Source organism: Cupriavidus sp. 22TCCZM01-5, assembly GCF_057798915.1.
Map to the genome: position 1 here is coordinate 29,306 of NZ_JBYOJR010000044.1, position 21,099 is coordinate 50,404.

At 66.4% G+C, this 21,099-nt stretch carries 23 protein-coding genes; 8 read left to right on the forward strand and 15 right to left on the reverse strand.

Annotation, left to right across the window (positions count from 1 at the left end; genetic code table 11):
- Window positions 1–72 precede the first annotated feature (72 nt).
- On the reverse strand, window positions 73–1,422 hold the full coding sequence (locus AC3FNH_RS28940) for an ABC transporter ATP-binding protein (RefSeq protein ID WP_276098681.1): 1,350 nt from the start codon (window positions 1,420–1,422) through the stop codon (window positions 73–75).
- Window positions 1,423–1,429: 7 nt separating this feature from the next.
- The gene (locus AC3FNH_RS28945; protein ID WP_488722519.1) at window positions 1,430–3,184 is read right to left on the reverse strand and encodes an ABC transporter permease; all 1,755 of its coding nucleotides are present in this window, start codon (window positions 3,182–3,184) and stop codon (window positions 1,430–1,432) included.
- Between the two features lie 213 nt (window positions 3,185–3,397).
- On the opposite strand from AC3FNH_RS28945, the gene AC3FNH_RS28950 reads away from it, so the two are divergent.
- Window positions 3,398–3,670 (forward strand): acylphosphatase, encoded by a 273-nt coding sequence (locus AC3FNH_RS28950; protein WP_276098680.1) that lies wholly within the window; start codon window positions 3,398–3,400, stop codon window positions 3,668–3,670.
- Between the two features lie 40 nt (window positions 3,671–3,710).
- On the opposite strand, the gene AC3FNH_RS28955 is transcribed toward AC3FNH_RS28950, so the two are convergent.
- From AC3FNH_RS28955 to rpe, 8 genes are all read right to left on the reverse strand, one after another.
- On the reverse strand, window positions 3,711–4,490 hold the full coding sequence (locus AC3FNH_RS28955; protein WP_488722520.1) for a uracil-DNA glycosylase: 780 nt from the start codon (window positions 4,488–4,490) through the stop codon (window positions 3,711–3,713).
- Between the two features lie 38 nt (window positions 4,491–4,528).
- Window positions 4,529–5,149 (reverse strand): CYTH domain-containing protein, encoded by a 621-nt coding sequence (locus tag AC3FNH_RS28960; RefSeq protein WP_276098678.1) that lies wholly within the window; start codon window positions 5,147–5,149, stop codon window positions 4,529–4,531.
- A 4-nt stretch (window positions 5,150–5,153) separates the two neighbouring features.
- Window positions 5,154–5,957: an indole-3-glycerol phosphate synthase TrpC gene (gene trpC, locus AC3FNH_RS28965; RefSeq protein ID WP_488722521.1), complete on the reverse strand. Its 804-nt coding sequence runs from the start codon at window positions 5,955–5,957 to the stop codon at window positions 5,154–5,156.
- A 26-nt stretch (window positions 5,958–5,983) separates the two neighbouring features.
- On the reverse strand, window positions 5,984–7,015 hold the full coding sequence (gene trpD / locus AC3FNH_RS28970) for an anthranilate phosphoribosyltransferase (RefSeq protein ID WP_488722522.1): 1,032 nt from the start codon (window positions 7,013–7,015) through the stop codon (window positions 5,984–5,986).
- 68 nt (window positions 7,016–7,083) lie between these two features.
- Window positions 7,084–7,653, reverse strand: a complete 570-nt coding sequence (locus tag AC3FNH_RS28975; protein WP_488722523.1) for an aminodeoxychorismate/anthranilate synthase component II — start codon at window positions 7,651–7,653, stop codon at window positions 7,084–7,086.
- Between the two features lie 17 nt (window positions 7,654–7,670).
- The gene (gene trpE, locus AC3FNH_RS28980; protein ID WP_276098674.1) at window positions 7,671–9,188 is read right to left on the reverse strand and encodes an anthranilate synthase component I; all 1,518 of its coding nucleotides are present in this window, start codon (window positions 9,186–9,188) and stop codon (window positions 7,671–7,673) included.
- A gap of 430 nt (window positions 9,189–9,618) precedes the next feature.
- A complete protein-coding gene (locus AC3FNH_RS28985) occupies window positions 9,619–10,356 on the reverse strand; it encodes a phosphoglycolate phosphatase (protein WP_488722524.1) in 738 nt (245 codons plus the stop codon).
- A complete protein-coding gene (rpe, locus tag AC3FNH_RS28990; protein ID WP_276098672.1) occupies window positions 10,353–11,054 on the reverse strand; it encodes a ribulose-phosphate 3-epimerase in 702 nt (233 codons plus the stop codon). Before rpe ends, AC3FNH_RS28985 begins: the two co-directional genes overlap by 4 nt.
- Window positions 11,055–11,256: 202 nt before the next feature.
- Here rpe and apaG point away from each other — a divergent pair, with 202 nt between their 5' ends.
- A complete protein-coding gene (gene apaG, locus AC3FNH_RS28995) occupies window positions 11,257–11,631 on the forward strand; it encodes a Co2+/Mg2+ efflux protein ApaG (RefSeq protein ID WP_276098671.1) in 375 nt (124 codons plus the stop codon).
- 34 nt (window positions 11,632–11,665) lie between these two features.
- On the opposite strand, the gene AC3FNH_RS29000 is transcribed toward apaG, so the two are convergent.
- Window positions 11,666–11,872, reverse strand: coding sequence for a hypothetical protein (locus AC3FNH_RS29000; protein ID WP_276098670.1), 207 nt, complete (start codon window positions 11,870–11,872; stop codon window positions 11,666–11,668).
- A gap of 117 nt (window positions 11,873–11,989) precedes the next feature.
- Here AC3FNH_RS29000 and mltA point away from each other — a divergent pair, with 117 nt between their 5' ends.
- Complete coding sequence (mltA, locus tag AC3FNH_RS29005; protein WP_488722525.1) at window positions 11,990–13,138, forward strand: murein transglycosylase A; 1,149 nt, start codon at window positions 11,990–11,992, stop codon at window positions 13,136–13,138.
- A 14-nt stretch (window positions 13,139–13,152) separates the two neighbouring features.
- Here the strand turns inward: mltA and paaK are convergent, their stop codons facing one another.
- From paaK to paaG, 3 genes are read right to left on the reverse strand one after another with little or no spacing between them, the layout of a single operon-like run.
- Entirely contained in the window at window positions 13,153–14,457 is a 1,305-nt protein-coding gene (gene paaK, locus AC3FNH_RS29010) for a phenylacetate--CoA ligase PaaK (protein WP_276098668.1), read from the reverse strand.
- Between the two features lie 52 nt (window positions 14,458–14,509).
- Window positions 14,510–14,977, reverse strand: coding sequence for a hydroxyphenylacetyl-CoA thioesterase PaaI (gene paaI / locus AC3FNH_RS29015; RefSeq protein WP_276098667.1), 468 nt, complete (start codon window positions 14,975–14,977; stop codon window positions 14,510–14,512).
- Window positions 14,978–15,020: 43 nt separating this feature from the next.
- The gene (gene paaG / locus AC3FNH_RS29020) at window positions 15,021–15,845 is read right to left on the reverse strand and encodes a 2-(1,2-epoxy-1,2-dihydrophenyl)acetyl-CoA isomerase PaaG (protein ID WP_488722526.1); all 825 of its coding nucleotides are present in this window, start codon (window positions 15,843–15,845) and stop codon (window positions 15,021–15,023) included.
- Window positions 15,846–16,205: 360 nt separating this feature from the next.
- Between paaG and AC3FNH_RS29025 the strand changes: the two genes are divergently transcribed.
- From AC3FNH_RS29025 to AC3FNH_RS29045, 5 genes are all read left to right on the forward strand, one after another.
- Window positions 16,206–17,003: an amino acid ABC transporter substrate-binding protein gene (locus tag AC3FNH_RS29025; protein WP_488722527.1), complete on the forward strand. Its 798-nt coding sequence runs from the start codon at window positions 16,206–16,208 to the stop codon at window positions 17,001–17,003.
- A gap of 102 nt (window positions 17,004–17,105) precedes the next feature.
- Window positions 17,106–17,759, forward strand: coding sequence for an amino acid ABC transporter permease (locus AC3FNH_RS29030; protein WP_488722528.1), 654 nt, complete (start codon window positions 17,106–17,108; stop codon window positions 17,757–17,759).
- 37 nt (window positions 17,760–17,796) lie between these two features.
- Window positions 17,797–18,549, forward strand: a complete 753-nt coding sequence (locus tag AC3FNH_RS29035; RefSeq protein WP_488722533.1) for an amino acid ABC transporter ATP-binding protein — start codon at window positions 17,797–17,799, stop codon at window positions 18,547–18,549.
- A 412-nt stretch (window positions 18,550–18,961) separates the two neighbouring features.
- Window positions 18,962–20,131 carry a glycosyltransferase family 9 protein gene (locus tag AC3FNH_RS29040; RefSeq protein ID WP_488722529.1) on the forward strand — a complete coding sequence of 390 codons (1,170 nt, stop codon included), beginning with the start codon at window positions 18,962–18,964 and terminating at the stop codon, window positions 20,129–20,131.
- On the forward strand, window positions 20,074–20,850 hold the full coding sequence (locus AC3FNH_RS29045; protein WP_488722530.1) for an enoyl-CoA hydratase: 777 nt from the start codon (window positions 20,074–20,076) through the stop codon (window positions 20,848–20,850). The genes AC3FNH_RS29040 and AC3FNH_RS29045 overlap by 58 nt, the downstream gene beginning before the upstream one ends.
- A gap of 40 nt (window positions 20,851–20,890) precedes the next feature.
- Here the strand turns inward: AC3FNH_RS29045 and AC3FNH_RS29050 are convergent.
- A partial coding sequence (locus AC3FNH_RS29050) for a hypothetical protein (RefSeq protein WP_488722531.1) occupies window positions 20,891–21,099 on the reverse strand: 209 nt, incomplete at its 5' end.

Here is a 21,099-nt window from a genome sequence, read left to right on the forward strand (position 1 = left end):
CCGACGACGACGTCGGTTCCTCCCCTCTCCCATGCATGGGAGAGGGGAGTCACGCTTCAGAAGGTTGTCAGGTTAGCGTTCTACGCCAGCTTCCCCTTGGTCCTGCTCCTCCTTCGGCAACGTCAGCATCCCGCTGTTATAGCTGTACTCATATACCTCGCCGTGACGCCCCCAGTCGATCGCCACGGACAGCACGCGCTCCGCTTCCTCGGGCTTGAGGAAGGCTTCCAGTTCGCGCAGCACCTGCTCCTCGCCGACTTCGCCGTCCTCCGACGCTTCCAGTTCGCGCCGGATATGCGTGGCCAGCGCGACATGCGCGAGCAACTGCCGGCCGAACATGGCCTTGCGCTCGTTCGGCTCGGCCGCATAGTACTCGCGGCCCGTCTCGGTGGTGGTGATGTCGCCGCGCTCGATATGCGCGAGCTGCAACAGCTGCAAGGCTTCGCAGGCGGGCAGCAGGTCGTCGTCGGTCAGGCCGGCCTCGTCGGCCAGGTGCGGCAGGTCGGCCCGGCCGTGGAACGGCGGCTCCGACAGCAGGTCGAGGATGGCGTCCATCTGGCTGATGTCCACGTCCGGCAGCCGGTAGCCGATCTGGCGCGATGGCGCCAGTGCCGGCACGCGCGGCTCGGGCGCTGCCGGCGAAGTCATCAGCATGTAGACCTCGTCGATCAGCGCGCGCACCTGGGCGGCGTCGCGGTTGCGCGGGCGCGGGAACGGCACGCGGACTTCGGCGCGGATGCGCCCCGGATCGCTCGACAGGATGACGATCCGGTCGGCCATCATCACCGCTTCCTCGATATTGTGCGAAACGATCAGGATGCTGCGGATATTGGCGCGGCCGCTTTCCCACAGGTCCAGCATTTCGTCGCGCAGCGTCTCGCCGGTGAGCACGTCGAGCGCGGAAAACGCTTCGTCCATCAGCAGCAGGTCGGGCTGCGTCACGAGCGCGCGCGCGATGCCCACGCGCTGGCGCATGCCGCCGGACAGCTCGCGCGGCAGCGCGCCGTTGAAGCCCGACAGCCCGATCATGTCGATCGCCGCTTCCGCGCGGCGCGCGCGCTCGGCCTTGGGCACGCCCTGGGCTTCCAGCCCCAGCTCCACGTTCTGCTGCACCGTGAGCCACGGGAACAGCGCGAACGACTGGAACACCATGGCGATGCCCTCGGCCGTGCCATTCAGGCGGCTGCCGCGGAACTGCACTTCGCCGCGGTCGGCGCCGACCAGCCCGGCCATGATGCGCAACAGGGTCGACTTGCCCGAGCCGGACTTGCCCAGCATGGCGACGATTTCGCCTTCGCGCAGCGTCAGGTCGACGCCTTCGAGCACGGAGCGGTCGCTCTGGCTGGCCGTGCGGAACATCTTGGAGACGCCGCGCAGTTCGATCACGGGCGCCGTGACGGCGGGGTTCAGGTTTTCTGCCATCGTTGCCTTACAAGCGGGTGCGCTCCTGCGCGAGTTGATACAGGCGGTTCCACAGCAGCCGGTTGAAGCCGACCACGAACAGCGCCATCACGCCGATGCCCAGCGCGATGCGCGGGAAGTCGCCGCGCGCGGTGGTTTCGGCGATATAGCTGCCCAGCCCCGTGGCGACCAGCGTGCGGTCGCCCCAGGTGACGTATTCCGCCACGATGCTGGCGTTCCACGAGCCCCCCGCGGCCGTCACCAGCCCGGTCAGCAGGCTCGGGAACACCGCGGGGATCAGGAAGCGCTTCCACAGCAGCCAGCCGCGCAGGCCGAAATTGCGCGCGGCCAGCCTGAGTTCGGTCGGGATGCCCGACGCGCCGGCCACCACATTGAACAGGATGTACCACTGCGTGCCGAAGATCAGCAGCGGGCTGAGCCAGATTTCCGGGTTCAGGCCGAAGCGCACGATCAGCATGACCACCAGCGGGAACATCAGGTTGGCGGGGAAGGCCGCCAGGAACTGCGCCACCGGCTGCGCAATGCGCGCCACCGACGGGTTCAGGCCGATGCGGATGCCGATCGGCACCCAGATCACCGCCGCCAGCGCGATCAGCACGATCACGCGCACCATGGTCAGCATGCCCAGCCACAGCACATGGCCGACTTCGGCCCAGCCGACTTCGCTGTGCACGAAGTACATCACGCGGCCCAGCGCGGCCAGCGCCACCAGCAGGATGACCGCGTTGGCGGCGCGCTCGCGCCATTGCACGCGGCGCGGATCGGGTTCGGCCGAGGCGCGGCCCTGGCGCCGCGCGCCCCACGCCAGCGTGCGCTCGGCCAGCGCCGCCGTGCGCGCCAGCAAGGCCCGCACCCACTCCGAGCGGCGCAGCAGGTTGAGCAGCCACGACTCGGGCTCCTTGTCCTGGGCCAGCGTCTCGAAGCGGAAGCGGTCGGCCCACGCCACCAGCGGGCGGAACAGCAGCTGGTCATACAGCAGGATGCCGACCAGCATGGAGACGATGGCCCATCCGATCGCCGCCAGGTCCTGCTGCTGGATGGCCAGCGCGATATAAGAGCCGATGCCCGGCAGCCGGATGTCTTGGCCAGACACCGAGATGGCTTCCGAGGCGACCACGAAGAACCAGCCGCCGGACATCGACATCATCATGTTCCACAGCAGCCCCGGCATGGCGAACGGCACTTCCAGCCGCCAGAAGCGCTGCCACGGCGACAGCCGGAACATGGCTGCCGCCTCGAGCAGGTCGCCCGGGATGGTGCGGAACGACTGGTACAGGCTGAAGGCCATGTTCCAGGCCTGCGAGGTAAAGATGGCGAAGATCGCCGCGCATTCCACGCCGATCAGGTTGCCCGGGAACAGCGCGATGAAGCCGGTCACGGTGATCGAGAGGAAGCCCAGCACCGGGATCGATTGCAGGATGTCCAGCGCCGGCACCAGCACCTTTTCGGCCGTGCGGTTCTTGGACGCCAGCGCCGCGAACGCCAGCGAGAACACCAGTGACGCCGCCAGCGCCGCCAGCATGCGGATGCTGGTGCGCATCAGGTAGTAGGGCAGGTAGGCGATGTCCAGATGCACCGTCATCGGCTCGCCGGGCACGAATGGCACGTTCATCTGCTGTGCCGCGAACGCCACCATGACGAGGATCGCGAGCAGGATCGGCAGCAGCGCGAAGTCGAAGCGGTTGGGCGGGGCGGTCAGCAGCTGGCTGTCATAGCCGGGCGCTGGCGTGGCCGGGTTGTCGTTGGTGGGTTGCTGCATCATGGCGCTTGGTGGGCTGGCGCAGCCGGCATGGCGATGACCGGCGGCGGAAGGGGCGGCCCGTCGGTGGGACCTGGCTGACGGCTTGGGTGCCGGCGACATCACGCCTCGTGGCGCGCATTCTCTGGTAACGCCTGGGGCAGCCGTCTAGTTTACGTCTTGTGGATGACGTGCCGATGTAGCGGGGCGGCCGGCACGGTCAAGGAGGAGCATGCCATGGAAACCTGGCACATGACGGCGCATGGGCGCGTGCAGGGCGTGGGCTACCGCGCTGGCTGCGCGCAGGCGGCCATTTCGCTCGGGCTAAAAGGCTGGGTGCGCAACCGGTCCGACGGCACCGTCGAAGTCATGGCCGCCGGCACGGTGCTGCAACTGGAGGCACTGCGCGACTGGATGCAGTCCGGCCCGCCGGCCTCGCGCGTCACGCACGTGGACGTGGAACCGGGTCAGGGCAGGTTCGAGGATTTCGACCTGCGGCCGACGGTTTAGGGGCGAAGCGGAGTCCGGCCGGAAAGTCCGGTAAAGCCGCTCAGGCCGCCAGCCAGTCGATCGGCGTGCGTCCGTGCGCCTCCAGCCACTGGTTGGCTTCGCGGAAATGCCCGCAGCCCAGGAAGCCGCGGTGCGCCGAGAGCGGCGACGGGTGCGGGGCTTCCAGCACGCAGTGGCTGTCCGTGAGCAGCGGCTTCTTGGCCTGTGCATGGCTGCCCCACAGCAGGAATACGAGGTTCGGGTGGCTCACGGCCAGCGCGTGGATCAGGCAGTCGGTCACCGCTTCCCAGCCGCGCCGCGCATGGCTGGCGGCCTGGCCCTGTTCCACCGTCAGCACGGTGTTCAGCAGCAGCACGCCCTGGCGCGCCCAGCCTTCCAGGTTGCCGGACGCGCGCGGCGCCGGGCTGTCGCCGTATTCGGCGGCGATTTCCTTGAAGATGTTGCGCAGGCTCGGCGGCACCTTGACGCCGTCCGGTACCGAGAAGGCGAGGCCATGCGCCTGCGGCAGCTCTACGCCGCCGACCAGGCCAGTGCCGTGGTACGGGTCCTGGCCGAGGATGACGACCTTGACCGCGTCGGGCGGCGTCAGGTGCAGCGCATGGAAGACCTCGTGCGGATAGACCGGCTTGCCGGCTGAACGCTCGCCGTCGACGAAGGCGGCCAGCTCCTGCCAGGCCGGTGCCGTCAGGCAGGGCTCCAGCAACGCGCGCCAGGCGGCGGGCAGGGCCTCGGCCTGGGCTTGCAGCCCCGCGGCTGCGGCGCGAGGTGTTGCGGTGTCGGTCTCGGTGTCGGTCTCGGAGGCGAAAAGGTCGGCTTGCATGCGGTCGGACGGAGGCAGGATCGCGGGGGGGGAAGGTATCAGGCGTCTGCGACACCGGCCAGCCGGTAGCCGCGCGCGGCCTTGCTGAGATCGGACGGCGTCAGCGCGGCGATGGCCTGCAGGCGCGCGCCAAGCGCGTGGAGCGCGTCGGCCGCCCGGCTTTCATCGCCCGACAGCCATTCCAGTTCCAGTTCCTGGATGCGCTCCTGCGCGTGGGTGGCCGGCGCGGTGATGGCACCGCTGTCGAGCGCGGCCTCGATGCGCGCGCCGTCCTGTTCCAGGATCCAGGTGCGACGGGCAAAGTCGGTGCGAAAGACCGGGGCAAGGCGGGCTGCCAGCGGCGCGAGCAAGGCGCGCGCCTCGTCCGGCAGTTTCTGCAGCTCGATGGCCTCGCCGGCGACTTCGGTTTCCCACTCGTGCCGGCTGGCCAGGCCGGCCTGGCTTTGCCCAGCGGTCTTCAGCGTCTGCAGCCACTGGGCGCCCTTGCGGCGCAGGCGCAGCGCGGCGCGCGCGCGGGCCAGGTCGCGTTCGGGCGTGTCGAGGTAGACGTTGAGCAGCGTGAGCTCGCCCTTGGCCTCGCCATTGGCGTCGAGCCAGGCAGCGACCTGCGCCAGCGCCGCATCGGGAACGGCGAGCTTCAGCTCGATTTCCTGTGCCATCGGCTTACGCGAACAGGCGGGCCAGTTCGACACCCGGGTCCGGCGCGCGCATGAACGCTTCGCCGACCAGGAAGGCATGGACATCGGCATCGCGCATGCGCTTCACGTCGTTCGGGCCCAGGATGCCGGATTCCGTGACCACGAGGCGATCGGCCGGCATGCGCGGCAGCAGCTCAAGCGTGTTGTCGAGCGAGACTTCGAAGGTGCGCAGGTTGCGGTTGTTCACGCCAAGCAGCGGCGTCTTCAGGCGCAGCGCGCGGTCGAGCTCGTCGCCGCCGTGGACTTCCACCAGCACGTCCATGCCGAGTTCGTGCGCGCAGGCTTCCAGGTCGGCCATCAGGCCCGGGTCGAGCGCCGAGACGATCAGCAGGATGCAGTCCGCGCCCCAGGTGCGCGCTTCATAGACCTGGTACAGGTCGAGCATGAAGTCCTTGCGCAGCGCGGGCAGCGGGCAGGCGCCGCGCGCGCGCCTGAGGTAGTCGGCATGGCCCTGGAAGAAGTTCACGTCGGTCAGCACCGACAGGCAGGCGGCGCCATGGCTTGCGTAGCTCTCGGCAATCGCCTCGGGCACGAAGTTCTCGCGCAGCACGCCCTTGGACGGCGAGGCCTTCTTGACCTCGGCGATCACGCCGGCGTGGCCGGCGGCGATCTTCTCGCGCAGCGCGCGTTCGAAGCCGCGCGGGGCGAAGCCGGCCTCGTGGCGCAGGCTTTCGGCCTCGGCGCGCAGGCTGGGCAGGTCGCGCTTCTTGCGGGCAGCGGCGACTTCGTCGGCCTTGACGGCCATGATCTTTTGCAGGATGTCGGACATACGGCGTTTCCGGCGGATAGTGGAATTCAGGCCTTGAACTGCTGCGTGGCGCGCACGAACTGGTCGAGCTTTTCGCGCGCGGCGCCGCTCGCGATGGCTTCGCGCGCGCGGCGGATGCCGTCCTCGATGGAATCGGCCACATTGGCGGCATACAGCGCGGTGCCCGCGTTGAGCGACACGATCTCGCGCGGCGTACCGGGCACGTTGCCGAGCGCTTCGAGCAGCATCTCCTTGGACTCGATCGCATCGGCCACCTTCAGGCCGCGGTTCGAGATCATCGACAGGCCGAAGTCTTCCGGGTGGATCTCGTATTCGCGGACTTCACCGTCCTTCAGTTCGCCGACCAGCGTGGCGGCGCCGAGCGACACCTCGTCCATGCCGTCCTTGCCGTAGACCACCAGCGCGTGCTTCGCGCCCAGGCGCTGCATCACGCGCACCTGGATGCCGACGAGATCCGGGTGGAACACGCCCATCAGGATGTTGGGCGCGTCGGCCGGGTTGGTCAGCGGGCCGAGGATATTGAAGATGGTGCGCACGCCCATCTCCTTGCGGATCGGCGCCACGTTCTTCATGGCCGGGTGGTGGGTCGGGGCGAACATGAAGCCGATGCCGGTCTGCGCGATGCACTGGCCGACCTGTTCGGGTGTCAGCATGATGTTCACGCCCAGCGCTTCCAGCACGTCGGCGCTGCCCGACTTGGAGCTCACGCCGCGGTTGCCGTGCTTGGCGATCTTCGCCCCGGCGGCGGCGGCCACGAACATCGAGGCGGTCGAGATATTGAAGGTATGCGAGCCGTCGCCGCCGGTGCCGACGATATCGACGAAGTTCTCGCGGTCTGCCACCTCGACCTTGTTGGCGAATTCGCGCATCACCTGCGCCGCGGCAGAGATCTCGCCAATGGTTTCCTTCTTCACGCGCAGGCCGGTCAGGATCGCGGCGGCCATTACCGGCGAGATCTGCGCCTGCATGATCTGGCGCATCAGGTGCAGCATCTCGTCGTGGAAGATCTCGCGGTGTTCGATGCAGCGGGTCAGCGCTTCCTGGGCGGTGATGGTCATGGCGGTCTCGGTCGTTGGTGTGGCGGGCGGCGCGATGGAAACGGACGGCGTAGGGATATCGAGCAGCCTCATCGCGTCGTCTTCAGGAAGTTGGCCAGCAGCGCATGGCCGTGTTCGGAAAGGATCGACTCGGGGTGGAACTGCACGCCCTCGATCGCCAGCGTCTTGTGGCGCACGCCCATAATCTCGCCGTCAGGCGTCCAGGCGGTCACTTCCAGGCAATCGGGCAGGGTTTCGCGCTCGATCGCCAGCGAATGATAGCGCGTCACGTCGAAGTGCTTCGGCAGGCCGGAGAACACGCCTTCCTGCGTGGTCTCGATGGTGCTGACCTTGCCGTGCATGACCTTCTTGGCGCGGATCACCTTGCCGCCGAAGGCCTCGCCGATGGCCTGGTGGCCCAGGCATACGCCGAGCAGTGGCACCTTGCCGGCGAAGTGCTGCAGCACGGCGACCGAGATGCCGGCTTCCTTCGGGCTGCACGGGCCGGGCGACACGCAGATGTGGTTGGGTTTGAGCGCCTCGATCTCTTCGAGCGTGATCTCGTCGTTGCGGTAGGTGCGCACGTCCTCGCCGAGTTCGCCGAAGTACTGGACAAGGTTGTAGGTAAAGGAATCGTAGTTGTCGATCATCAGCAGCATGGCCTTGTCTCCCTTGTTCAGATGTCGGAGTCCAGGCCATCCTGGACCTGCTCGGCGGCGCGGATCACGGCGCGCGCCTTGGCTTCGGTTTCCCTCCATTCGGCTTCGGGGTCCGAGTCGGCGACGATGCCGGCCGCGGCCTGCACGTAGAGGTTGCCGTCCTTGATGATGCCGGTGCGGATGGCGATCGCCAGGTCCATCTCGCCGCCGAACGACAGGTAGCCCACGGCACCGCCATAGATGCCGCGCTTGCGCGGCTCCAGCTCGTCGATGATCTCCATCGCGCGCACCTTGGGCGCGCCCGACAGCGTGCCGGCCGGGAAGGTGGCGCGCAGCACGTCCAGGTTGCTCATTCCCGGGCGCAGCGTGCCTTCGACCGAGCTGACGATGTGCTGCACGTGCGAGTACTTCTCGATCACCATCTTGTCGGTGACCTTGACCGTGCCGGTCTCGGCAATGCGGCCGATATCGTTGCGCGCCAGGTCGATCAGCATCACGTGCTCGGCGATCTCCTTCGGGTCGTTGAGCAGTTCGGTGGCGAGCTGGGCGTCCTTCTCGGGCGTGTTGCCGCGCGGGCGCGTGCCGGCCAGCGGGCGGATGGTGACGATATGCTCGTTGCGGGTATCGCCGTTGGTGCCGACCTTGCGCGACTCCTGGCGCACCAGGATTTCCGGCGAGGCGCCGACGATCTGGAAGTCGCCGAAGTTGTAGAAGTACATATACGGCGACGGGTTCAGCGAGCGCAGCGCGCGGTACAGCGACAGCGGTGCGTCGCGGTACGGCTTGGTCAGGCGCTGGCCGATCTGCACCTGCATCATGTCGCCGGCCATGATGTATTCCTTGGCCTTGTGCACCGCGGCGAGGTAGTCGGCCTTGTCGAATTCGCGGTAGACATCGGTCTGCACCGACGGGCTCGTGACCGGCACGTCCACCGGCTGGCGCAGCTTCATGCGCAGCTCGCGCAGGCGCTGGCGCGCGCGCGGGTAGGCTTCGGGCGTGGTCGGGTCGGCGTAGACGATCAGGTAGAGCTTGCCGGACAGGTTGTCGATCACGGCAAGCTCTTCGCACAGCAGCAGCTGGATGTCGGGCAGGCCCAGGTCGTCAGGCTTCTGCGTGTCGGCCAGCTTCTTCTCGATATAGCGCACCGCGTCGTAGCCGAAGTAGCCGGCCAGGCCGCCGCAGAAGCGCGGCAGGCCGGGGCGCAGCGCCACCTTGAAGCGGCTCTCGAACTCGGCGATGAAATCGAGCGGGTTGCCTTCGTGGGTCTCCACGACCTTGCCGTCGGTCACGACCTCGGCGCGGTTGCCGTAGGAGCGCAGCAGCGTGCGGGCATGCAGGCCGATGAACGAGTAGCGCCCGAAGCGCTCGCCGCCCACCACCGATTCCAGCAGGAAGGTGTTGACGCCGCGTGTCTGCGACTGGGCCAGCTTCAGGTACAGCGACAGCGGCGTTTCCAGGTCGGCAAAGGCCTCGGCGATCAGCGGGATGCGGTTGTAGCCCTGGTCGGCCAGCGATTTGAATTCCAGTTCGGTCATGTCGATCCTCGTTTGCGGCGCGCGGCGTTATCAGGGTGGCGCGGCGCCGGTGTCGGCAATTCGGCGGGAGATGGCGCAAAGCCAGCTCCGGGTGTGGAACCGTGGTGCGGGAAGACTGCGGACAAGACCGCACACGGCCTGGGCGGCGTGTGGCGCGTTCTTGAGCTAAACGTAGCACATGCGGCTACGCTTGCTGGCGGGAGTGAGGAGGGATCCAGTAAGGATGCCGGCACCCTGGCCGGTTGCGAAGGCCTTCGGTACGAAGGCCCTCAGCGGACTCGCGAACGCACTTTACGCCTGTTGGGAGGCGCGCCAGCGACGCCAGGGCCAGGCCTGCCGATCACTGCCAGAAGAGATGCGTTTGCGGTTGACGAACATTGAGGTGTTCAGGGCTGTAGAAATCTGATTGCCGTGGTTTTCAGCGTGGTTTTCAGTGAATCTCGTGTGCAGAAAGAAGCTCTGCCACGCGGGCAATGGAATCGACTATACCATCGGCGTCGACGCCTTGTACAGGGTTGCCATGGTTGTAGCCATAGGGCATCAGCAGCACGCCCATGCCGGCCGCGCGGGCCGCCTGCGCGTCGTTTTCCGAGTCGCCGATGGCCAGCATGGCCGACGGATCGAGGTGGAAAACCTCGGCCACCTTGAGCAGCGGGTATGGGTCCGGCTTGCGCAGCGGAAACGCGTCGCCGCCATAGACCAGCTCGAAATACTGCGCGAGACCGGTCTTGGCCAGCAGCGGGTCGGTGAAGTTGTAGGGCTTGTTGGTCACGCACGCCATGCGCAGCCCGGCCGCCTTCAGCGCCGCCAGGCCTTCGCGCACGCCCGGGTAGACCTGCGAGAACTGGCCGTTGATGCGGATGTACTCGCGGTCGTAGAGCGCATAGGCCTCGGCGAACAGGCCGTTGGCGTGCAGCGGGGCAAAGCGCGCATCGAGCACGCGCCGGATCAGGTTTTCCGAGCCCTTGCCGACGAAGCTGACAATGTCCTGTTCGGACATCGGCGCCACCGGCCCCAGGTTTGGGTACCGGTGCCCAAGCGCCAGCAGCATGGCGTTGATCGAGGCGTGGAAATCGCCCGCGGTGTCGACCATGGTGCCGTCCAGGTCGACGATCACGCCGTCGATGCCGCGCCAGTCGGTGCGGCGCAGCGTCATGCCGGCGCTCATTGGCCGGCCTTGGCCAGTTCCGCGCGCAGCGCCGAAATAATGCCCCGGTAGCCGCCGTCCGCATCGGGCTTGCCGAACACGGCCGAGCCGGCCACGAAGGTGTCGGCGCCGGCCGCGGCGATCTCGGCGATGTTGTCCACCTTCACGCCACCATCGACTTCCAGCAGGATCTTGCGGCCGGTGCGCTCGGTATAGGCGTCGATGCGCTGGCGCACCGCGCGCAGCTTGTTCAGCGTCTCGGGGATGAACGACTGGCCGCCGAAGCCCGGGTTGACCGACATCAGCAGGATCACGTCGAGGCGGTCCATCACGTGGTCCAGGTGGTGCAGCGGCGTGGCCGGGTTGAACACCAGCCCGGCCTGGCAGCCGTTGTCGCGGATCAGCGCGAGCGAGCGGTCCACGTGCTCGCTGGCTTCCGGGTGGAAGGTGATGATATTGGCACCGGCCTTGGCGAAGTCGGGGATGATGCGGTCCACCGGGCGCACCATCAGGTGCACGTCGATCGGCGCGGTCACGTGCGGGCGGATGGCCTCGCACACCAGCGGGCCCACCGTCAGGTTCGGGACGTAGTGGTTGTCCATCACGTCGAAGTGGATCCAGTCGGCGCCGGCCTCGGTCACGCGGCGGACTTCCTCGCCCAGGCGGGCAAAGTCGGCGGACAGGATGGACGGGGCGATGCGGTAGGCGGGCGTGCTCATGGCGGCGGGCGGAAAAAAGGGGACAGTAGGGTGGCGGCGCGGCGGAATCGTGCTTGTGTGGGGCGATCCGGGGTCTGCCGGCCGGCGAATGGCGCGTATTTTACGCCTGTCGGCGGCGCAGGGCCGACGCCGGCTCCGCACTTGCCGCTGCCGGTGCCTTGCCGCACAATGCGCCTACCCTTGAGCCGGATCCCGCAGACAAATGAGCGAGTACGCTTTTTCCGTGGCGGTACGTACCCAGTACCTGCCCGACCAGTCCGACCCCGAACGCGGGCGCCATGCCTTCGCGTACACCATCACGATCCACAATACCGGTGAAGTCGCGGCGCAGCTGATCTCGCGCCACTGGATCATCACCGACAGCGACAATACCTCGCAGGAAGTCTCGGGCCTGGGCGTGGTCGGCCACCAGCCGCTGCTCAAGCCGGGCGAGCACTTCGAATACACGAGCTGGGCCACGATCTCGACGCCGGTGGGCTCGATGAAGGGCGAATATTTCTGCGTGGCCGAGGACGGCCACCGCTTCGAGGTGCCGATTCCCGAGTTCGCGCTGGTGCTGCCACGCATGCTGCACTGAGCCGCTATGGCGCGCTGCGTGCTGCGCCGGGAACCTACTGGCGCGGCTGGCTGTCCTGATCCTGCGCCGGCTTTGGGTCCTGGGCCTGGCGCGACGGGTGGTCGGCGGGGGCACGGGTCGGACGGGGGTTCTTCTTCGCCGTGCCCATGGTCCAGACCACGATGAAGATCAGCAGGAACAGCGCCACGCCGGCTTCGAGCGCGAACAGCAGCATCGGGTGGGCTTCAAGGAACTCGGACATGATCGGTACGGCGGGCGGCCTTCACGGGCGCCGGCAACGGTGACGATTGACGCCGGGCATTGTAGGGCATTGGCCCCGAGGCATGCGCGGCGGCGCTGGACAATACGAACTGACAAGATGGCAATTCCGCATTTCCTCTCCACGTATCCGCGATCCAAGGCCAGCCGCCTTGCCGGTGCGCCATGGCGCGGCTGGCTGGCGCTGGCCGCCGGCGCCGCGCTGCTGGCCGGCTGCATGAGCGGGCCGCCGCCGCGCATCGAGACCGGCGGCACGCCCGGCACGACCGCCCCGACCCCGGGCGCGCAGAAGGGCCGCCTGCAGGCCGCGGACTGGAACGAGATCAACGGCTGGAGCCAGGATGACATGCGCGCCGCCTGGCCCGCGCTGCAGGCCAGCTGCCAGGCGCTGAAGAAGCGCGCCGAATGGAGCCGCGCCTGCGCCGCGGGCCTGATGGTCGACGCCGGCGACCTCGGCGCCATGCGCGCCTACTTCGAAACCAACTTCCAGCCCTACCGCGTCGTCAATGGCGACGGCTCCGACAGCGGCCTGATCACGGGCTACTACGAACCCATCCTGCACGGCTCGCGCACGCGCCAGGGGCCGTACCAGATTCCGCTGTACCGCAAACCGGCGCAACTGGCCAACCGGGCGCTGCCGGCGCGCGCCGAGCTGCTGCAGAACCCGGCCATGCGCGGCAACGAGCTGGTGTGGGTGGATGACCCGGTCGAAGCCGCATTCCTGCAGATCCAGGGGTCCGGCCGCATCCGGCTGACTAATGGCACCCTGGTGCGCGTGGGCTTTGGCGGCACCAATGACCAGCCGTTCCGCTCGTTCGGCAAGTGGCTGCTGGACCGCGGCGAGATCACGCCGGCGCAGGCGACCATGCAGGGCATCAAGGCATGGGCGCGGGCCAACCCGGCGCGCGTGGACGAAATGCTCAACGTGAACCCGCGTTTCGTGTTCTTCCGCGAGCTGCCGCCGACCAATGACGGCCCGGTCGGGGCGCTGGGCGTGCCGCTGACGGCGGAGCGCTCGATCGCGGTCGATCCGGCCACGATTCCGCTCGGCGTACCGGTGTTCCTGTCGACCACGCGTCCGCTGTCGAGCGAGCCGATCGAGCGGCTGATGTTCGCGCAGGATACCGGCAGCGCCATCAAGGGCGGCGTGCGCGCCGACTTCTTCTGGGGTGCCGGCGACGCCGCGGGCGAGACCGCCGGCCGCATGAAGCAGGGCGGCCGGATGTGGGTGCTGATGCCGCGCAGCTGACGCGCGGCAGTGCTTTAGCGCGGGCGCTGGTCGACGATGCGCCGCGCCTTGCCGACCGAGCGCTCGATGCCGCCGGCCGGCAGCACCTCGATGCCGGCGCTCACGCCGATATACGCCTTGATATCGTGGGCCAGCGCCTCGCGTGCGGCCTGCGCCGTCGCCGGTTCGCCGCCGTGGGCGCATTCCACGCGCACGGTCAGCATGTCCATCGGCCCTTCGCGCGTCAGCACGCACTGGTAGTGCGGCGCCAGTTCGGGGCGCTTCAGGATCAGTTCCTCGATCTGCGACGGGAACACGTTCACGCCGCGCACGATCATCATGTCGTCGGTACGGCCGGTGACCTTTTCCATGCGCCGGAACGCCGGGCGTGCCGTGCCCGGCAGCAGCCGGGTCAGGTCGCGGGTCCGGTAGCGCACCACCGGCATCGCCTCCTTGGTCAGCGAAGTGAAGACCAGTTCGCCGAACTCGCCGTCGGGCAGCACGGCGCCGGTGTCAGGGTCGATGATTTCCGGGTAGAAGTGGTCTTCCCAGATCGTCGGGCCGTCCTTGGTCTCGGCGCATTCATTGGCCACGCCCGGGCCCATCACCTCGGACAGGCCGTAAATGTCCACCGCCGAGATGTTCATGCGCTTCTCGATCGCCAGGCGCATTTCCGGCGTCCACGGCTCGGCGCCGAAGATGCCCACGCGCAGCGAGGTCGTGGCCGGGTCGACGCCCTGGCGCTCGAATTCGTCGGCGATTGCCAGCATGTAGCTTGGCGTGACCATGATGATCTCGGGTTTGAAATCCATGATCAGCTGCACCTGCCGCTCGGTCTGCCCGCCGCCGAACGGGATCGCGGTGAGGCCGGCCTTTTCCACCCCGTAGTGCGCGCCCAGGCCGCCGGTGAACAGGCCATAGCCGTAGCTGACGTGCACCTTGTCGCCGCGCCGCGCGCCGGATGCGCGGATCGAGCGCGCCATCACGGTGGCCCAGGTGTCGATGTCCTTGAGCGTGTAGCCGACCACCGTCGGCTTGCCCGTGGTGCCCGACGAGGCATGCACGCGCGCCACGCGGTCCTGCGGCACGGCGAACATGCCGAACGGGTAGTTGTCGCGCAGGTCCTGCTTGGTGGTGAACGGGAAGCGCGCCAGGTCCGCGAGCGTCTGGACCTGGTCCGGGTGCACGCCGGCTTCGTCGAACTTGCGGCGATAGACCGGAGAATGCTCGTAGGCATGACGCAGCGACCATTTCAGGCGTTCGAGCTGCAGGGCCTGCAACTCGGCGCGGCTGGCGGTCTCGATGGGTTCGAGCGGCAGATCGGTCAGGCGCGTGCTCATATCGTCTCCTGCACGGGGGGCGTTCTTGTCGATGACATCGTCTTGCGCGGGGTCAGGCCACGGGCCTGGCGATGCTTGAGGCGACGCTGTCCGGCGGTACCACGTGTCCCTTGATCTGCGCCGACTTGCCGCGGAACATCGCCACCACGTCGCCCGCGGCATTGGTCACGCGGATATCGTAGATGCCGTGCCGGCCGGACAGGGTCTGCTCCGCCGCCTCGGCCGTCAGCACGTCGCCGCCGTGCACGGGTTTCAGGAACTCGATGCTGCAGCCCGCCGCCACCGTATTGATATTGTGGCTATTGCACGCGAAAGCGAAGCTCGAGTCAGCCAGTGTAAACATCAGGCCGCCATGGCAGATGCCGTGGCCATTGAGGAATTCGGGGCGCACCGGCATGGTCAGGCGGGCGTAGCCCGGCCGCACTGCCTGCACCACGATGCCGAGCCAGCGGCTGCAGGTATCGGCTTCATACATGGCGGCGGCGGCCGCCTCGGCAAGTGCCTGCGGATCTTTGCTCAAGCGGGTCTCCTGTCTTGGTGGGGCGCCCGAGGGCGCTTGCCGGTCAGCGGCCGGTGAACTTCGGTGCGCGCTTTTCCAGAAAGGCATTGACGCCTTCCGCATAATCGGCGGATTGCCCCAGCTCGCGCTGCAGGTCCCGCTCCAGGTCGAGCTGCGCATCCAGCGTCGAGGTGGCGCTGGCATACATGGCGCGCTTGATCGCCGCGAGCGCGCGCGTGGGCTGGGCCGCGAGATGCGTGGCGAGCGCCAGCGCCTGCCCGTGCAGCAGCGCATCGTCCATGACTTCCCAGACCAGGCCCCATTTCTCGGCCTCTTCGGCCGTGAGCTTGTCGCCTGTCATGGCCAGGCCCATGGCGCGTGCCATGCCGATCCGCTTGGGCAGCAGCCAGGTGCCGCCGGAATCGGGCACCAGCCCGATCTTGACGAAGGCCTGGATGAAACTGGCCGAGCGCGCCGCCAGCACCATGTCGCAGGCCAGCGCCAGGTTGGCGCCAGCGCCCGCTGCGGTGCCGTTCACGGCGGCCACCACCGGCAGCGGCAGGGCCTGCAGGCGACGCACGAGCGGATTGAAATAACTGTCGATCAGCGCGCCCAGGTCGGTCATGCTGCCGGGCGTGAAATCCAGGTCGGCCAGGTCCTGCCCGGCGCAGAAGCCGCGGCCGGCGCCGGTCAGCAGCAGCGCGCGGGCGCCGCCTGCCTCCACGTGGCCGAGCGCCTGCTGGAGCGCGCCGTGCATCTCGCGGGTAAAGCTGTTGAGCTTGTCGGGGCGGTTCAGGGTGATGACGGCCATATTGCCTTGCCATGTCAGCAAAACGGGGCCGGAATCCAGGCTGACCGGCTGGCCAGCGGGCGCGGACGTCGGGGGCATTGTTGTCTCCTGCCTTGGTGTTCTCGTCGGGCGGCTTTAATTACCCGACCGGTCGGTCGGTGAATGGTAGCACTGAATCCCGCGCGAGGGTGGTCCACCCGCGACAAAGGCATCGTTGCCGCTGCAGCCGGCCCTTTCAGTTCCCGCTTGCGCCGGAATCGTCGGTCCTGCTCTCGGGAAAGCGGCGGGTCCCCAGTGCCTTACCGGTGGCCGGCCGAGATGGTTTGCGCGATTGTCAGCGCCCTTCGCAATGCCGGCGCCGGGCGACGCTCTATAATCGCGCTGCTCACAATAACCTGAAGCCCGTCGATCTCCCTATCCGGACACCGGCGTGCCTGTCTATTTGCAATGGATACCTCCATGAAGAAGTTCGCCGCACTCCTCCTGATTTCGACCGTCGCGCTGCTTGGGGCATGCGGCAAGAAGGAACCGGCCCCCGTCGCCGGCACGGAACCGGCGCCCGCGGCCGCCAGCAAGATCATCGTCGGCCTCGACGACAACTTCCCGCCGATGGGTTTTCGCGACAGCAGCAACGAGCTCGTCGGCTTTGATATCGACATGGCCAAGGAAGCGAGCCAGCGCCTCGGCATGACGGTGGAATTCAAGCCGATCGACTGGAGCGCCAAGGAAGCCGAGCTCAACGGCAAGCGCGTGGATGTCCTGTGGAACGGCCTGACCATCACGGAAGAGCGCAAGCAGAACATCAGCTTCACCGCCCCTTATATGACGAACCACCAGATCGTCATCGTCGGCGCCAAGTCCCCGGTGAAGACCAAGGCCGAGCTGGCCGGCCGCATCGTCGGCGCGCAGGATGGCAGCAGCGCGGTGGACGCCATCAAGAAGGAAGCGCAAGTCGCCGCCAGCCTGAAGGAACTCAAGACCTTTGGCGATAACGTGACGGCCTTGATGGACCTGTCGGCCGGCCGCCTCGATGCGATCGTGGTGGATGAAGTGGTGGGCCGCTACCTCATCAGCAAGCGCGCCGGCGAATACCGCGTGCTGGACGAGAACTTCGGCACCGAAGACTATGGCGTTGGCGTGCGCAAGGACGACGCCGAATTGCTCGGCAAGCTCGACAAGACCCTGGGTTCGATGAAGGAAGACGGCACGGCCGCGCGCATCGCCACGAAGTGGTTCGGCGCCGATATCACCAAGTAAGCCCGGCCTTTCGCGACGTCCGGCCCTGCATGGGCGCGGCGTCGCGCCTTCTCGGGGTCCGGGCGGTGGCCCCGACCCCGAATCCATTCCATCCGCGCAAGCATGGATTACGTCTTATCCCTTCTGCCGCCATTGGCGCAGGGTGCCAAAGTCACCCTCACACTGTTCGTCATTACGCTCGCTCTCTCGGTACCGCTGGGGCTGGGGCTGGCGCTGGCGCGCATCTCGAAATGGCCGCTGCTGAGCGGCCTTGCCAACGGCTACATCTGGCTGATGCGCGGTACGCCGCTGATGCTGCAGATGCTGTTCATCTATTTCGCGCTGCCGTTCGTTCCGGTCGTCGGCGTGCGCCTGCCGGACTTTCCCGCGGCGGTGGTCGCGTTCGCGCTGAACTACGCGGCCTATTTCGCGGAAATCTTCCGCGCCGGGATCAAGTCGGTCGATCGCGGCCAGTACGAAGCCAGCAAGGCGCTGGGCATGAACTACTTCCAGACCATGCGGCGCGTCGTGCTGCCGCAGATGGTCAGCCGCGTCCTGCCGCCGGTCAGCAACGAGACCATCACGCTGATCAAGGACACGTCCCTGATCTACGTCCTGGCGCTCAACGATATTCTTCGCACCGCGCGCGGCATCGTCCAGCGCGATTTCACCACCACGCCTTTCCTGGTCGCCGCGCTCTTCTATCTGGTGATGACGCTGATCCTGACCTGGTTCTTCCAGCACCTCGAGAAACGCTATGCCAAACATGATGACTGACCCGGTCGCAGCCAGATCCGATCGCGCGCCCGGCGTCATGGTCGCTGCGCGGGACATCGTCAAGGCATTCGGGCCGCTGCAGGTCCTGCACGGCGTCTCCCTGACCTTGCGCAAGGGCGATGTCACGGCGGTGATCGGGCCTTCGGGCTCGGGCAAGAGTACCTTGCTGCGCTGCCTCAATCACCTCGAGGTGATTGACCGCGGCACCATCGAAATCGAAGGCGAGGCATTGGCAAGCACGGGGCCCGACGGCGCCGCCAGGTACGTGCCGGACGCGGAAGTACGCCGAATCTGCCGCAAGATGGGCATGGTGTTCCAGTCGTTCAACCTGTTCCCGCACATGACGGTGCTGCAGAACATCATCGAAGCGCCGATGACCGTCAAGGGCTTGTCGCGCGATGCCGCGGTGCCCAGGGCGGAGGAGTTGCTGCGCAAGGTTGGGCTGCTGGCCAAGCGGGACAACTATCCCGCGCGGCTGTCCGGCGGGCAGAAGCAACGGGTGGCGATCGCGCGCGCCCTGGCGATGGAACCCGACATCATGCTGTTCGATGAGCCGACTTCCGCGCTAGATCCGGAACTGACCGGTGAAGTCTTGCGGACCATGCGGCAGTTGGCTGAGGAGCACATGACCATGCTGGTCGTCACGCATGAGATGGGCTTTGCTCGTGAGGTCGCCAATCATGTCGTGTTCATGGATGAGGGCAGGATTCTCGAGGAAGGGTCGCCCGAGCGGGTGTTTGGGGCACCGGCCCATGCGCGTACCCGGGAATTCCTGGCGCACATGCTCTGATCCTGTGGTCGGCCACCGCAGGAGATCGAACATCTTGCGATGGCGCGTATCAGGGGAAGGAGCCCCTCTGCGCTATGTATTCAATAAGGGCGCCACTGGCGCCCTTATTGTTGCGCGGCTGACTGGGCGGCTCCGGCCCCGGCTCCGCCGAAGCCGCCACCGGGGTGCGAACGTTTTCCCATCCCTTCTCGTCGCCTATGTTTGAAGGCGGGCTGCGCTGCCCGTGTAGTTGAATATGACTTATGGCTATCATTTGTCCCGCTGAGGATGACCCAAGTCATTTGAAGGCAACAAAAATAGCTTTTTATTTGTCTTTATATCCTGACAAGGATCGGGCAGGCTCGACGCCTCTTTTCGCGGCGATGGGCTAGCCAATACCTCGTCCTACAGGATCGCGGCAGCTGGAGAGTCAATGTTGCAAAAAACGAAATTGGCTGAAGGGAAATCAAGGCAGCGGGCACTGGTTGTTTGCATTGGCGGCCTGGGCGATGTCGTGTGGGCGAGCGCATCCATCGATGCCTTGCGCGAAACCTATCGGAACGATATTGAGATCGACCTGCTGCTGAAGCACCGGTCTGCCGACTTGTTCAGGGACGACCCGCGCATCTCTCGCGTCCTCATCTTGCGCGGCGGCCCCAGGCTTCCGTTGCTGGTGAACCCGTACAAGTGGCTGATACTCTCCCGGGCGCTGCTTCGCTATCCGTATTACCTGATACTGGACCTGACCATCAACCGGACGGACTTTTTTCCAAGCCTGAGCTGGTTCTTCCCGACTGCCCACAAGGTCAAGGTCTATAAGGTGCGCCAGGAAGTGGATCCGCCGGACACCCACAGAACGACAGTAATTCAACGGCTGCTGGCCTATTGCATCCCGGACCATATCGCCCGTCGCGCGATGCCCTCCCTGAGAAGACCGGATATCGATATCCGCATGCGCTTTGGCCTTGAAGCGCCTTTTATCTGCCTGCATACGGGAAACAGTTCGTTCTATCACAACCGGGCGAATGCGCGTCTCTGGCCGGTGGAGCGATGGGTCGGGTTACTGGAGGGTTGGTCGAGGTTCTTTCCCCATCATCAACCCCTGCTGATCGGAACGCCCGCGGAAGCCAAGCATGTCGCGCAGATTGCGGGGAGGTTTCCTGGCGTCGTCAATCTCTGCGGGAAAACCTCCTTGCCCGAAATGATGGCGCTTATCGCCGACTCGGATCTATTGATTGGTACGGATACCGGGCCTACACACGTCGCGGCGGCATTCCGCACCCCAGTCATTGCGATCTTCGGGCCGACGCTGTCGCATGTGACCGGCCCGGCGGGCGATAGCGGAGACATGCGTATCGTCAAGCCATTGGCAGGCACGCGGATAGAGGACGTGCAGGTGGGCCAGGTCGTCAGCGCTTCGTACGAACTGATTGCGAGCCGGGAGGCTCTCCGTCGGGCAGCGCAATCCGCCCCAACACAAGCGACTAACGTGGCAGACTTGCGACCAGACCAGCATTTGATTCGTTTGCAGATAAAGGAGAAGACATGTCATACGAAAACATCCTGGTGGAAACGCGTGGCCGCGTCGGCCTGGTCACGCTGAACCGCCCGAAGGCACTGAACGCGCTCAATGACGCGCTGATGGATGAACTGGGCGCCGCGCTGACGGCTTTCGACAAGGATGAAGGCATCGGTGCCATCGTTATCACCGGAAGCGAGAAGGCTTTCGCCGCCGGCGCGGACATCGGCATGATGGCCCAGTACTCGTTCATGGATGTGTACAAGGGCGACTACATCACCCGCAACTGGGAAACCATCCGCACCATCCGCAAGCCGATCATTGCGGCCGTGGCGGGCTACGCGCTCGGTGGCGGCTCCGAACTCGCCATGATGTGCGACATCATCATTGCGGCCGAAAATGCGCGATTTGGCCAGCCGGAAGTCAAGCTCGGCACCATGCCCGGTGCTGGTGGCACGCAGCGTATGCCGCGCGCGGTGTCCAAGGCAAAGGCCATGGACCTGTGCCTGACCGCGCGCATGATGGATGCCGCTGAAGCCGAACGTGCCGGTCTGGTGTCGCGCGTGGTGCCGGCGGACAAGCTCATGGACGAGGCGCTGTCGGCGGCGGAAGCGATTGCCGGCTTCTCCTTGCCGGTGGTCATGATGATCAAGGAGTCGATCAATGCGGCGTACGAAACTACGCTCGCGGAAGGTGTTCGCTTCGAACGCCGGTTATTCCATTCGACCTTTGCCAGCGAAGACCAGAAGGAAGGGATGGCCGCCTTCGTCGAGAAGCGCAGCCCGAATTTCAAGCATCGCTGATAACTTGATAGGGGAATACCCGAGGAATTCAGAAGGATATTCATTCCTCCGTTACTGGGGAAAACCCGGTATTCCCTTGTTGATCAATGGGTTGCACGCGTAGGGCGATAAAGGTTGCAATGCGAATATGACAAAGGTGTTGCAACCTCCGGAAAATCAGCCTACTATTCGCCCCCTCGCAACACGACGCGGCGCTGCAAAGCAGACGCAGCAAGGGTTGCGGGTCGATCGGGTGGTTCGGCAGCGCGC